Here is a 12,538-nt window from a genome sequence, read left to right as displayed (position 1 = left end):
GCGATGACGGATCCGCCCGCGTCGGCCGGCGACGTGCGAGGTGTGCGTGCCGCCGTCCTCGGTACCGGCCTCATCGGCGGCTCGGTGCTGTTGCGCCTGCGGGACGCGGACGTCGAGGTCACCGCCTGGGACCCCGACCCGGAGACCCGCCGGCTGGGCCGGGAGCGGGGTCTGCACCTGGTGGACTCGGTCGAGGCGGCCGTGGCCGGCTGCGAGGTGGTCTTCCTCTGCGGGCCACTGCCCACCCTGCCCGGGACGCTGCTGCGGGTGGCCGAGGCGACCGACGATCACTGCGTGCTCACCGATGTCGGCAGCACCAAGGGGGGACTGGCCGACTTCGCTCGGGCGCACGGGCTGGCGGCTCGGTTCGTTCCCGGGCACCCGATGGCGGGTAGCGACCGGGCCGGGCTCCACTCGGCGGACGCGGCGCTGTTCGGCGGGGCCTCCTGGGTCCTCTGCCCGCTCGGCAGCGCCGGCCTGACCACGTTCCGCCGGCTGACCCGGCTGATCATGTCGGTGTTCCGGGCGAGGGTGGTGCCGATGTCGGCGGACGAGCACGACGCGGCTGCCGCCCTCGCGTCCCACGTGCCGCACCTGCTGGCCCGGGCGCTCGCCGGTGCCGTGCACCGCGCGGATCTGCGCGACGCTGTCCTGACCCTGGCCGCCGGCAGTTTCCGCGACGGCACCCGGGTGGCCGCGACGCCGTCGGACCGGACGGCCAACATGCTGCTCGGCAACCGCGAACGGGTGCTGGACGAACTGGGCCGGGTGTCCGATTTCCTCGACGAACTGGCCGGTGCCCTCCGCGCCGGTGACCGTGCGGCCCTGCTCGCGTTGACGGAAGAGGCGGGGGCGGCGCGGGCCGCGCTCACCGAGCGGTCCCTCCGGCCGCAGCGCCGGGAGTTCCCGGTCCACGGTGCCGGCGAGCGGGAGCTGGCGTACCTGCTGGGGTTGGGCGCGGCCGGCGGGCACCTCACCGGCTGCCGGGTCGAGGCCGGCACCGTCGTCTACACCGCGCACGTGCCGGACTCCGCGCACTAGGGTGAGGGCATGGCGGACGCACCGGTCGTGGCGGTACGCGGCGAGGCGTACCGGGAGGTGGCTCCCGAGCTGGCCCGTTTCACGGTGACCGCGTCGGCGCGCGACCGGGACCGGGAGTCCACGCTGAGCCGGCTGGCCGAGCGGGCCGCCGCTGTGCGGGTGCTGCTGGATGCGGCCGAGCCGGCCGTGGAGCGGCGGGAGACCGGGCAGCTGCGGGTCTGGCCGGAGACGAAGCGCTCCGGTGAGCGGGTGGTGGCGTACCACGGCAGCGTCGGCACGACGGTGACGGTCAGCGACTTCACCGCGCTCGGCGAGCTGATGCTCCGGCTGGCCGACCAGGACCAGGTCGAGGTCGCGGGCCCGTGGTGGTCGCTGCGGCCGGACAGCCCGGCGTACCGGGAGGCTCGGCACGCCGCCATCGCCGACGCGCTGGCCCGGGCCCGGGAGTACGCGGAGGCGCTCGGGGCCCGGGTGACCGCGCTGCTGGAGCTGGCCGACAGCGGGCTGACCGCCGCGCCGCCGATGATGGCCCGGGCGGCGTTCGCCAAGGGCGGGGGCGGCGGCGCCGCGCCGGAGATGGAGCTGGATCCGCAGCCGCAGCCGGTGCAGGCGGCGGTCGAGGCGCGGTTCAGCATCAGCGAACCGGTGCTCGGCTGATGCCGGCGGCCCGGGTGCTTCCCCTCGACGACCTGCTGGCCCGGGCGCGCGCCCTCGCCGAGGCGGGGCCGCGCCAGTTGCTCGGCATCGCCGGCGCGCCGGGGGCGGGCAAGTCGACCCTGGCCGAGCGGCTGGTGGCCGAGGTGGGCCGGGCCGCCCGGCTGGTGCCGATGGACGGGTTCCATCTGGCCGGCACCGAGCTGGCCCGGCTGGGCCGGGCGGAGCGCAAGGGCGCGCCGGACACCTTCGACGTGAACGGGTTCGTCTCGACGCTGCGCCGGTTGCGCCGGTTGGAGCCGACCTCGGTGTGGGCCCCGGTGTTCCGCCGCGACCTGGAGGAGCCGGTCGCGGGGGCGATAGAGGTGCCGCCGGAGGTCCGGCTGGTGGTGACCGAGGGCAACTACCTGCTGCTGCCGGACGAGCCGTGGGACGAGGTGCGGTCGCTGCTGCACGAGGCCTGGTTCCTGGACCTCGACGCCGAGCTGCGGATCCGGCGGCTGACCGCCCGCCACGAGGCGTACGGCAAGACCCCGGAGCAGGCGCGGGCCTGGGCGCTGGGCAGCGACGAGGCCAACGCCGCCCGGGTGGCGGGCACGGCCGGGCGGGCCGACCTGGTGGTCCGGCTAGCCGACCCGCTGCCGGGGTGACGGGACGGTCCGGCGCAGCAGCCGGGCCACCAGGGCCCGTTCGCGGGCGAACTCCAGCGCGGCCGGGTAGTTGCTGTGGTTACGGATCGGCGGCTCGGCCACCTCGCCCCCGCTCGGGTGCAGTGCCTCCGGGTCGGCGACCGGGATGTCCCGCTCCCCGGCGTTGACCTGCCAGCCGAGCGGGTCGGTGTCGCGCCAGAAGTTGGTCCAGGCGACGTACCCGCTGGGCCAGGTGAGCACCCGGGCGAGGGTGCGCAGCCGCTCCGGTCCGAAGTACGCGGGGAAGACCCGGCCGTAGAGGCGGGTGAGCTGGCAGCCGTACGAGAAGAACCAGATCCGCCGGCGCCAGTGGGCGGGCAGTTGCAGCAGGGTGGCGGCGCAGATGACGGTGCCCTGGCTGTGCCCGGAGAGGATCACCGCCTCCATCCGGTCGGGGTGGTGCTGCGGGAGCGCGAGCAGGCCGGCGACCCGGGTCTGGAGTTCCGGCACCGCCCGTTCGGCGTAGCTGGGCGGGGCGAGCGGGTGTGCGGCGCGGGGCCAGAACGTGCCGACGTCCCAGATCACGCCGACCGTACGCCGGACCGTGTCGTTGCGGTAGACGAGCAGTCCGAGCGCGCCGACCACCACCGGCAGCCAGCCGAGGAGCCGGTCGCCGAGGTCGGCGGTCGCGTGGACGAGCACCTGCCAGCCGTCGGGGGAGCGCGGGCTGGGGCGGCCCCGGGCGAGCGCGGCCGCACAGCAGAGCGGCACCAGCAGCAGGGCGCAGCCTGCGTAGCAGCCGACCAGCCGGACGGCGTGCTCGCCGACCAGCCGGTGCAGCGCCCGGAAGGTGCTGACGTCGCGGCAGCGGCGCAGGTCGTGGGCGGAGAGGCCGTCGGCGGCGGCGAGAGTGGCGTACTCGGCGCGGCGCAGCGAGTGGAAGAGCACGCCGGCCCGGACCAGCAGGGCGAGCAGGGCGATCAGGGCCACCACGCAGGCCAGCCCCGCCCAGAAGACGGCGAGCGGCGGCACCACCCGGGAGTTCTCGCTCGGCGTCGCGTTGCGGTCGAGCCGGTCGCTGACCCAGTAGAGCAGCCCGGCGCAGTAGGCGATGGCCATCATCCAGCCGAAGCCGGCGATCAGCGCGGGCCCTCGACCGCCCCAGGCGAGGTCGGTGTGCGGGCCCAGCGGTTGTTCGACGGTGCCGGGCCGGTGCCGAGGCAGCAGCAGCCCGGTGGCGGCCATCCCGATGGCCGGTACGACCAGCATCCAGGCCTGCAGGCCGGTGGGGGCGGCGGGCAGGCCGGGCAGCCCCCGCTCGGTCCAGAGCACGCCGAACGGCAGCAGGCTGGCCGCGGTGACCGGGGCGGCCAACGCCCGCCGGCCGGAGCGGCTGACCGCGCCGATCGCGATCAGCAGCAGCACCTGGTAGGTGGCGAACCAGGCCACCGCGGTGTCGTACCCGGGGAGCGACCGGTCGGTCCGACATCCGGTGATGGCCGGATCGGTCAGGCAGCCGACGGGTGGCCGGAACTCGGTCAGCGGCCGGCCGGCGGGGCCCTCCGGCAGCAGCAGCAGCACGAAGGTGCCGACCAGTCCCAGGCCGGCGAGGACCGCCACGGCGACGCTCCACCGGCCGAGCGGGGCGGCGCCCTGCCGGCGGCTGAGCCAGGGCCGGCCCAGCGCGACCACGGCGATCGCCACCACGGTGGCGAGCAGGGCGATGGTCGGCCAGGCGACGGCGGCCCGTACGCCGCGCGGCGGGTCCATGATCAGCACGGCGGAGACCGGTACCGCGGCGGCCGTCACCACCCCGGTGCACAGGTGCAGGACGGCGGCCCGGCGCAACTGGCCCTCACCGCACCAGAAGGTGGGGTCCTGGAGCGGGTTCTGCCACGGTGTGGGCGGCTCCTCCGGCGGTCCGTCGCCCCGGGCCGACGGGCGGGGCCGGGGCTCGGCGGGCAGCTCCGCCTCGTACTGGTAGGTGCGCCAGGCGAGCCCGCCGAGCGCCGCCAGCACGAGCAGGGGGAGCAGCAGCCCGACGGCGAGTGCCCGGGTGTCCTGGTGCCACCAGTGGTTGCCCAGCCACTCCCACGGGCCGGGGAGCTGGCCGAGGCAGTCCCGGCCGACGCACTGCCAGCCGATCAGGTCGACGCCGACCCCGGTGACGGTGATCACCAGGGTCCCGGTAAGGCTCAGGCAGAACAGCCGGATGAGCCAGGCGGTGATGCCGGACCGGCTGCCCCAGCGTTCCCGGTCGGGGTCCGCGGGGATGCCGGTGCGGGCGAAGAGCGCCACGTTGGCCAGGGTGAAGGGCAGCAGCAGCGTCCACAGTCCCCGCTCGACGTCCCGTGCGGTCCGCGCGCCGGAGGTCAACTGCCCCCAGCTGTACGCCTCGACGGTGATCGGGTCGTCGTGGCCGGCGGCGGTCGACCGGTAGAAGCCGGTGACCTCACCCCCGGCGACCAGCCATGGCTGCGGTCCGTCGCCGCCGGGGGTGGGGTGCAGGCCGAGGAGTTGGTCGGGCGGGGTGTTCGACACCCCGTGCACCCGTAGTTCGAGGACCCGATCCGCCATCGGCGCTCCCTGAGTGAGTGTTGCACTACCCAGAGTCCACCCTCGGGTGCCGATCCGCATCCCGTCCGGTGTGTCGTTTCAGCAGCTCAAGGGGCATTTTCCACGGACCGAATGGGGCGCGCCGGATTACCGACCGCCACCACGTTGGGTGGTAGGTCCCGGGTGACGACCGCCCCGGCGCCGACCACGGTGTTCTCGCCGATGGTGACGCCCGCGAGCACGATCACGCCGCCGCCGAGCCAGACGTTGTCCCCGATGGTGATCGGCTGGGCGGCCTCCCACTTGGCCCGGCGGGCCTCCGGCTCCACGGGGTGGGTGGCGGTGAGGAGCTGCACGTTCGGTCCGATCTGGACGTCCGCGCCGATGGTGATCGGGGCGACGTCGAGGAAGACCGCGTTGAAGTTGACGAAGCTGCGCGGCCCGATGTGGATGTGCCGGCCGTAGTCGCAGTAGAGGGGCGGCCGGATCCAGGTGCCCTCGCCGAGGGTGCCGAGCAGGTCGCGCAGGGCGGCGAGCCGCCCCTGCGGGTCGTCGGCGGAGCTGGTGTTGAACCGTTCGCTGAGGCGGGCCGCCCGGTCCAGGTCGGCCATGATCTCGGGTCCCTCGGCGATGTAGGGCTCGCCGGCGAGCATGCGTTCCTTCATGGAGCTCATTCCCCCATGATGCCGGTTTCGTTCCGGCTGCTGTCGGATCGGCGACTTCCCATTGCATACCCGGTATGTAATCCTGGCCGTACGCATCGATGTCTCCTGCATCGATGAAGACGTCTCCCAAGGAGGAAAGGTTGCTCCGCAAGAGAGGAAAACTGGCAGGTCTCGGCCTCGCCTGTGCGCTAGTGCTCGGCACACCGGCCGCCGCCGGGGCGGTTCCCGCCGCCGCGACGGACCGCCCCGCCGCCCGTCCCGGCCCGGCGGCCGGCGGCCGGTCGGTCACCGTCACCCTGCTCACCGGTGACCGGGTCACCGTCACCGCCACCGGACGGGCCGCCGTCCGCCCCGGCCCCGGTCGGTCCGGCATCGGGTTCCTGACCGGCCGCGACCGTGGCCACCTGACCGTGGTGCCCCGGGACGCCCTGCCGCTGATCCACTCCGGCCGGGTCGACCGGCGGCTCTTCGACGTCACCGAGCTGACCTCGGCCGGCTATGACGACGCCCACCGGGACTCGCTGCCGCTGCTGGTGTCGTACCCGGCCGGGGTGGCCCGGCGCAGCGGCCCGCCGGTGGCCGGCACCCGGGTGACCCGCGACCTGCCGGCGATCCGCGGCGCGGCGGTCACCGCGCGCAAGTCCGACGCCGGCACGGTCTGGGCGGCGCTGACCGCCGACCGGTCGGGTGCCCGGGTCGACGCGGCGGGGGGCGTCGACCGGATCTGGCTCGACGGCAGGCGCAAGGTCAACCTGGACCACAGCGTGCCGCAGATCGGCGCGCCGGCCGCCTACGCCGCCGGCCTCACCGGCAAGGGCGTCACCGTCGCCGTGCTCGACACCGGCATCGACGTCACCCACCCCGACCTGGCCGGCCGGGTCGCCGACTCGCGCAACTTCAGTGAGATGCCGGACGCCGACGACGTGGTCGGGCACGGCACCCACGTCGCGTCGATCATCGCCGGCAGCGGCGCCGCCTCCGGCGGGAAGTACCACGGCGTCGCGCCGGACGCCACGCTGCTCTCCGGCAAGGTCTGCGAGGAGTTCGGCTGCGCCGACTCGGCCATCCTGGCCGGCATGCAGTGGGCGGCGGTCGAGAAGAAGGCCGACGTGGTCAACATGAGCCTCGGTGGCTGGGACACCCCGGAGGTCGACCCGCTGGAGCAGGCGGTGCAGACCCTGACCGCGCAGACCGGCACCCTCTTCGTGGTCGCGGCCGGCAACGACGGCGCGGACGGGTCGGTCGGCTCGCCGGCCACCGCCGACGCCGCGCTCGCCGTCGGCGCGGTGGACCGCGACGACGCGCTGGCGTACTTCTCCAGCCGAGGCCCGCGCAGCGGCGACGATGCCCTCAAGCCCGACATCACCGCGCCCGGTGTGGAGATCGTCGCCGCCCGTGCGGCGCACGGCCAGATCGGCGACCCGGTGGGGGACAAGTACGTCTCCCTCTCCGGCACCTCGATGGCCACCCCGCACGTGGCGGGCTCGGCGGCGCTCCTCGCCCAGCAGCACCCGGCCTGGGCCGCCGGGCAGCTCAAGGCGACCCTGATGGCCTCGGCGAAGCCGCACCCCGAGCAGACCGCCTACGAACAGGGCGCCGGCCGGGTGGACGTGGCGCACGCCATCACCGAGCAGCTCACCAGCGAGCCGGCGAGCGTGTCCTTCGGCCGTACGGTCTGGCCGCACACCGACGACGCGCCGGTCGAGCGCACGGTCACCTGGCACAACTCCGGGTCGACCGCGCTCACCCTCGACCTCGGCACCGAGATCACCGGGCCGGGCGGGGCGACCCCGCCGGCCGGCATGTTCCGGCTGAGCGCCACCCGGGTCACCGTCCCGGCCGGCGGTACCGCCCGGGTAACCGTCACGGCGGACACCCGGCGGGGCGGCCCGGACGGCTACTGGACCGGGCGGATCGTGGCCCGTTCCGGCGCCACGGTGGCGGTCACCCCGCTGGCCGTGCACCAGGAGGTGGAGAGCTACGACGTGACCGTCAGCCACCGCGACCGGTCCGGCGCGGCGACGGACGAGTACTTCACCACCCTGGTCGGGCTGGACGCCTACCGGACCGTCGACGTCTACGACGCCGACGGTGAGGCGACCGTCCGCGTCCCGAAGGGCGTGTACGGGCTGAACAGCGTCATCTTCGAGACCGACGCCGCCGGTGAGCCGGCCGGTGCCGACATGCTGACCCAGCCGGAGCTGACCGTGGACCGGGACCTGCGGATCAGCGTGGACGCCCGCACCGCGAAGCCGGTCCGGGTGACCGTCCCGCAGCGGGACGCCACGCCGGCCCTGGTCGACCTCTCGGCGAACTGGTTCACCGCCGACGGCGGCGGTTACGGCTTCGGCCTGCTGTCGTTCGACTTCACCGGGCTGACCAGCGCGCAGCTCGGCGGGTCGGTCCCGGCGTCGACCTTCGTCGGCGCGGTGAACAGCCAGTGGGCCGACATCGAGGCGGCCAGCAGCCCCTACCTGTACGCCACCAGCGACCTGTTCCCCGGCCGCTTCCCGACCGGCTTCGACAAGCGTTACCGGCCGTCGGACCTGGCGACGGTGGTGCACCGGTTCCGGGGCGGCAGCCCGGGCCAGGAGGCGGAACGACTGGTCTTCCCGCAGACCGAACCCGACCTCGGTGGCTGGGCGGTCGGCCTGCCCACCACCGTGCCCGGCCAACGCGTCGAGCACTACAGCACCGACGGCGGCACACGGTGGAACACCGAGCTGGACCAGGGCGCCCGGGACGAGGAGGGCTGGCTGAACCCGCAGACCGTGCTCTTCGCGAACGGGGTCCGCTACCGGCCGGGCCGGACGGTCCGGGAGGACTGGAACGCCGCGCCGTACGGGCCGTCCTTCCCCCGCCCGCGCTGGCCGCAGGACGGCATCGTCCGCAACGGCGACACCATCACGGTCGGCGTGCCGCTCTTCGGGGACGCCGCCGGGCACGCCGGCGGGTCGCTGACCGACACCCAGCGGACCGCCCTCTACCGCAACGGCAAGCTGGTCGGCGAGTCGCCCTTCGCCGGGTACGGCGAGTTCGAGGTGCCGTCGGGTGCGGCCACCTACCGGGTGGAGACCACCGCCACCCGGGGCTTCACCGACCTGAGCACCGAGGTCTCGGCGAGCTGGACCTTCCGCTCCCGGCACGTCGCCGGGGAGGACTGGGCGCGGCTGCCCGCCATGGCGGTCCGCTTCGCGCCGCCGCTCGCGGTGGACAACAGTGCGCCGGCCGGTCGGCCCTTCGTCGTACCGGTGACGGTCGAGCGGCAGCCCGGCGCGCCGAATGCCAAGGTCACCGGCCTCACCGTCGACGTCTCGTACGACGGGGGCAAGACCTGGCGGAAGGCGGACCTGCACAAGCGGGGCGGCGGCTGGTTCGCGGTCGTCCGGCACCCGGCCGGCCCCGGCCACGTCTCGCTGCGGGCCACCGCGACGGACAGCGCCGGCAACACCGTCACCGAGCGGATCATCCAGGCGTACCGCCTGCGGTGAGCCGCCGGCGGCTTCCCGGCGGTGGCGCGACGTGGGACGCGCCCCCCGGGGAGCCGCCACCGGGCCGGTCTCCCCGCCGGCCCGGACCATGACGGGCCGGGGCGTACCCGCCCCGGCCCGTTCCGGTCGGTGGTCAGTCGTTGGCGTGCAGCGCCGCGTTCAGCTCGATGCCCTTGCCGGTCCGCGGCTTCGCCTCCAGCGCCCCGGTCACCGAGTTGCGCCAGAAGAGCAGGCCGTCCACGCCGGACAGCTCGCGGGCCTTGACCACCCGACCGTCCGGCAGGGTGACCTTGGAGCCGGCGGTGACGTAGCAGCCCGCCTCGACCACGCAGTCGTCGCCGAGCGAGATGCCGATGCCCGCGTTCGCGCCGACCAGGCTCCGCTCGCCGATGCGCACCTTGTCCGTGCCGCCGCCGGAGAGGGTGCCCATGATCGACGCGCCCGCGCCGACGTCGGAGCCGTCCCCGACCACGACGCCCTGCACGATCCGGCCCTCGACCATGGAGGTGCCCAGCGTGCCGGCGTTGAAGTTGCAGAAGCCCTCGTGCATGACGGTGGTGCCGGCGGCCAGGTGCGCGCCGAGCCGGACCCGGTCCGCGTCGGCGATCCGCACCCCGGCGGGGACCACGTAGTCGGTCATCCGGGGGAACTTGTCCACCCCGTACACGGCCAGGTGGCGGCCGGCGGCGCGCTCGATGACCCGCAGCTCGTCGACCCGCTCCGGCGGGCACGGCCCGGCCGAGGTCCAGGCCACGTTGGCCAGCTTGCCGAAGATCCCGTCGAGGTTCAGCTCGTTGGGTCGCACCAGGCGGTGGGAGAGCAGGTGCAACCGGAGGTACGCGTCGGGGGCGTCCTTGATCGGGTCGTCCAGCGAGCCGATCACGGTGACCACCTGGACCGTACGCAGGCCGGGCAGGGCCCGGTCGCCGACCGCGCCGGGCGGCAGGTCGAGCACGTCGGCCTGGTCCTCCCCGGGGACCAGCGGCAGCTCGCCGAGTCCCAGCTTGCCGGTCGGATACCAGGTGTCCAGCACCTGGTCGTCAGTGGTGATCGTGGCCAGGCCGATGCCCCAGGCGGATACGGACGTCACTGTTCTACCTTTCGTTCGCGACTGCGGGGCTCGCAAGCTCACTCCTCGCGCTCACCGACCTGACGGTACCGTGCGAAGCATGCAGAACCCGTTGACCCCCGAGGTCCTGGCCGATCCGGTGGCGCTCACCCGTGCGCTGGTCGACATCGAATCCGTCTCGCTGAACGAGAAGGCGATCGCCGACTGCGTCGAGGACGTGCTGCGCGGCGTACCGCACCTGACCACGTACCGGCACTCCAACACGGTGATGGCGCGTACCGACCTGGGGCGGGCTTCTCGGGTGGTGCTCGCCGGGCACCTGGACACCGTGCCGCTCAACGACAACTTCCCGTCGACCATGCGCGGCGACCTGATGTACGGCTGCGGCACCTCCGACATGAAGTCCGGGGTGGCGTTCGCGTTGCACCTGGCGGTCTCCCTGCCCGACCCGCGCTACGACGTCACCTACTTCTTCTACGAGGCCGAGGAGATCGAGTCGAAGTACAACGGGCTCACCCTGGTCTCCCAGACCCACCCGGAGTGGCTCGACGCGGACTTCGCGGTGCTGCTGGAGCCGACGTACGGGATCGTCGAGGCCGGCTGCCAGGGCGTCCTGCGCGCGGTGGTCACCACGCACGGCGAGCGGGCGCACGCGGCGCGCTCCTGGCACGGGGTGAACGCCATCCACGGCGCCGGTGAGGTGCTGCGCCGGCTGGGCGCGTACGAGGCCCGCCGGGTGACCATCGACGGCTGCGACTACCGGGAGGGCCTGAACGCGGTCCGGATCACCGGCGGCGTGGCCGGCAACGTCGTCCCGGACCGCTGCGAGATCGAGGTCAACTACCGGTACGCCCCGGACCGCGACCCGGCGGCCGCGGAGGCCCACCTGCGCGAGGTCTTCGCCGGGTTCGACCTGGCGGTCACCGACTCGGCGGCCGGCGCGGCGCCGGGGCTGGACAACCCGGCGGCGCAGGAGTTCCTGGCGGCGGTGGGCGCGGCGCCGATCGGCAAGCTCGGTTGGACCGACGTGGCGCGGTTCGCGGCGATGGGGATCCCGGCGCTGAACTTCGGCCCGGGCGACCCGAACCTGGCGCACCACAAGGACGAGCACGTCGAGTTGACGAAGATCCGCGACGGCGCGGCGACCCTGCACCGCTGGCTGGCCCCCGCCTGACCGGGGAACACGATCGGGGAGCCCACGTCAGGTGACGCGGGCTCCCCGAGGCCGTGCCGGTCGACCGTCAGACGGTCGTGGTCAGCGAGGTCCCGGACTCGGTGGGCTCGCCGGTGAGGTCGTGGGCTTCCATCATCCGGGCGCGGCGGCGCTCGGCCACCACGTCCCGGATCCGCCGCTGCATCTGCCGGCGGATCCGGACCATCTCGGTGTTACTGATCAACGCTTGCTCCTCCCCCGAAGGCAACGCGCCGGGGCATACCCCGTATGTGAATAGTAAGACGTACGAGCGACCGAATTAGTTGCCCAAGATCGCGAGAAATTTCGCCGGCCGCCCGGCCTGCGCGCCCGGCCGGCCCGGCTCCACTACGGTGGCTGCATGAGCCAGAGCGACGGTCGTCCCCCCGCTCGGGGCCCGGGCGGGGAGCGGCACCGGGGTGCCGTCACGCTGCGCAACCGGGCCATCCCGACCAGCACCGCCGACCAGCGGCTGCTGGACTCCCGGGGTCGGGGGGACTGGAAGACCAAGGACGCCTGGCGGGCGCTGCGCATCCTCTCCGAGTTCGTCGAGGGCTTCGACACCCTGGCCGACCTGCCGCCCGCGGTCAGCGTCTTCGGTTCGGCCCGCAGCAAGCCGGACAGCCCCGAGTGCCGGATGGCCGAGGAGTTGGGCGCCGCGCTGGCCCGCGCCGGCTACGCGGTGATCACCGGGGGCGGCCCGGGCGTGATGGAGGCGGCCAACCGGGGCGCCGGCGAGGCCGGCGGGCTCTCCGTCGGGCTCGGCATCGAGCTGCCGTTCGAGCAGGGCCTCAACGACTGGGTCGACCTGGCCATCGACTTCCGCTACTTCTTCGCCCGCAAGACGATGTTCGTGAAGTACGCCCAGGCGTTCGTGGTGCTGCCCGGCGGCTTCGGCACCATGGACGAGCTCTTCGAGGCGCTCACCCTGGTGCAGACCGGCAAGGTGACCCGCTTCCCGGTGGTGCTGATGGGCACCCGCTACTGGGGTGGCCTGCTCGACTGGCTGCGCGACACGATGGCCGTCGAGGGCAAGATCGGCCCGACCGACCTGGAGCTGATCTGCCTCACCGACGACGTCGACCAGGCGGTCCGGCACATCGTGGAGGCGGAGGCGGTGCTCTCCGCCGAGCAGGAGGCGATCCGCGAGGAGGCGGTCGCCCGGGTCGCCGCCGACCAGCAGGCCGCCGCCGACGCCGCCCCCGAGGGCCCGGGCGCGCGGCGGGTCGGGGAGCGCTGAG

The 12,538-nt window shown here is 74.3% G+C and carries 10 protein-coding genes; 6 read left to right on the top strand and 4 right to left on the bottom strand.

Features of this window, described 5'->3' with window-relative positions; genetic code table 11:
• The first annotated feature begins 3 nt into the window (after nt 1–3).
• Genes GA0070611_RS18060 through GA0070611_RS18050 form a run of 3 tightly spaced genes read left to right on the top strand, consistent with a single transcriptional unit; the run spans nt 4 to nt 2,345 of the window.
• Nucleotides 4–1,041: a prephenate dehydrogenase gene (locus GA0070611_RS18060; protein WP_091665785.1), complete on the top strand. Its 1,038-nt coding sequence runs from the start codon at nt 4–6 to the stop codon at nt 1,039–1,041.
• Between the two features lie 9 nt (nt 1,042–1,050).
• Nucleotides 1,051–1,698 carry an SIMPL domain-containing protein gene (locus GA0070611_RS18055; RefSeq protein WP_091665783.1) on the top strand — a complete coding sequence of 216 codons (648 nt, stop codon included), beginning with the start codon at nt 1,051–1,053 and terminating at the stop codon, nt 1,696–1,698.
• Nucleotides 1,698–2,345 carry a nucleoside/nucleotide kinase family protein gene (locus tag GA0070611_RS18050; RefSeq protein WP_091665781.1) on the top strand — a complete coding sequence of 216 codons (648 nt, stop codon included), beginning with the start codon at nt 1,698–1,700 and terminating at the stop codon, nt 2,343–2,345. The genes GA0070611_RS18055 and GA0070611_RS18050 overlap by 1 nt, the downstream gene beginning before the upstream one ends.
• Here GA0070611_RS18050 and GA0070611_RS18045 read toward each other — a convergent pair.
• Nucleotides 2,322–4,901 carry a hypothetical protein gene (locus GA0070611_RS18045; protein ID WP_091665778.1) on the bottom strand — a complete coding sequence of 860 codons (2,580 nt, stop codon included), beginning with the start codon at nt 4,899–4,901 and terminating at the stop codon, nt 2,322–2,324. The genes GA0070611_RS18050 and GA0070611_RS18045 overlap by 24 nt on opposite strands.
• An 86-nt stretch (nt 4,902–4,987) precedes the next feature.
• Nucleotides 4,988–5,554 carry a sugar O-acetyltransferase gene (locus GA0070611_RS18040; protein WP_091665776.1) on the bottom strand — a complete coding sequence of 189 codons (567 nt, stop codon included), beginning with the start codon at nt 5,552–5,554 and terminating at the stop codon, nt 4,988–4,990.
• A gap of 104 nt (nt 5,555–5,658) precedes the next feature.
• On the opposite strand from GA0070611_RS18040, the gene GA0070611_RS18035 reads away from it, so the two are divergent.
• The gene (locus tag GA0070611_RS18035) at nt 5,659–9,036 is read left to right on the top strand and encodes a S8 family serine peptidase (protein WP_091665774.1); all 3,378 of its coding nucleotides are present in this window, start codon (nt 5,659–5,661) and stop codon (nt 9,034–9,036) included.
• 133 nt (nt 9,037–9,169) lie between these two features.
• Here the strand turns inward: GA0070611_RS18035 and dapD are convergent, their stop codons facing one another.
• Nucleotides 9,170–10,126: a 2,3,4,5-tetrahydropyridine-2,6-dicarboxylate N-succinyltransferase gene (gene dapD / locus GA0070611_RS18030; protein ID WP_091665771.1), complete on the bottom strand. Its 957-nt coding sequence runs from the start codon at nt 10,124–10,126 to the stop codon at nt 9,170–9,172.
• Between the two features lie 79 nt (nt 10,127–10,205).
• Here dapD and dapE point away from each other — a divergent pair, with 79 nt between their 5' ends.
• A complete protein-coding gene (dapE, locus tag GA0070611_RS18025; RefSeq protein ID WP_091665768.1) occupies nt 10,206–11,279 on the top strand; it encodes a succinyl-diaminopimelate desuccinylase in 1,074 nt (357 codons plus the stop codon).
• A 67-nt stretch (nt 11,280–11,346) separates the two neighbouring features.
• Here the strand turns inward: dapE and GA0070611_RS31355 are convergent, their stop codons facing one another.
• Nucleotides 11,347–11,502 carry a hypothetical protein gene (locus tag GA0070611_RS31355; protein WP_167604443.1) on the bottom strand — a complete coding sequence of 52 codons (156 nt, stop codon included), beginning with the start codon at nt 11,500–11,502 and terminating at the stop codon, nt 11,347–11,349.
• Nucleotides 11,503–11,658: 156 nt separating this feature from the next.
• Here GA0070611_RS31355 and GA0070611_RS18020 point away from each other — a divergent pair, with 156 nt between their 5' ends.
• Nucleotides 11,659–12,537 carry an LOG family protein gene (locus GA0070611_RS18020; protein WP_091665765.1) on the top strand — a complete coding sequence of 293 codons (879 nt, stop codon included), beginning with the start codon at nt 11,659–11,661 and terminating at the stop codon, nt 12,535–12,537.
• Nucleotide 12,538 lies beyond the last annotated feature (1 nt).

It is taken from the genome of Micromonospora auratinigra (assembly GCF_900089595.1).
Classification (GTDB): Bacteria; Actinomycetota; Actinomycetes; order Mycobacteriales; family Micromonosporaceae; genus Micromonospora; species Micromonospora auratinigra.
The sequence above is the reverse complement of the archived record's forward strand: the minus strand, read 5'-3'. Positions and strand labels throughout refer to the sequence as shown.

Coding starts and splice junctions, on each gene's coding strand:
- GA0070611_RS18060 (WP_091665785.1), top strand. CDS start 4: ATGACGGATCCGCCCGCGTCGGCCGGCGACGTGCGAGGTGTGCGTGCC.
- GA0070611_RS18055 (WP_091665783.1), top strand. CDS start 1,051: ATGGCGGACGCACCGGTCGTGGCGGTACGCGGCGAGGCGTACCGGGAG.
- GA0070611_RS18050 (WP_091665781.1), top strand. CDS start 1,698: ATGCCGGCGGCCCGGGTGCTTCCCCTCGACGACCTGCTGGCCCGGGCG.
- GA0070611_RS18045 (WP_091665778.1), bottom strand. CDS start 4,901: ATGGCGGATCGGGTCCTCGAACTACGGGTGCACGGGGTGTCGAACACC.
- GA0070611_RS18040 (WP_091665776.1), bottom strand. CDS start 5,554: ATGAGCTCCATGAAGGAACGCATGCTCGCCGGCGAGCCCTACATCGCC.
- GA0070611_RS18035 (WP_091665774.1), top strand. CDS start 5,659: ATGAAGACGTCTCCCAAGGAGGAAAGGTTGCTCCGCAAGAGAGGAAAA.
- dapE (WP_091665768.1), top strand. CDS start 10,206: ATGCAGAACCCGTTGACCCCCGAGGTCCTGGCCGATCCGGTGGCGCTC.
- GA0070611_RS18020 (WP_091665765.1), top strand. CDS start 11,659: ATGAGCCAGAGCGACGGTCGTCCCCCCGCTCGGGGCCCGGGCGGGGAG.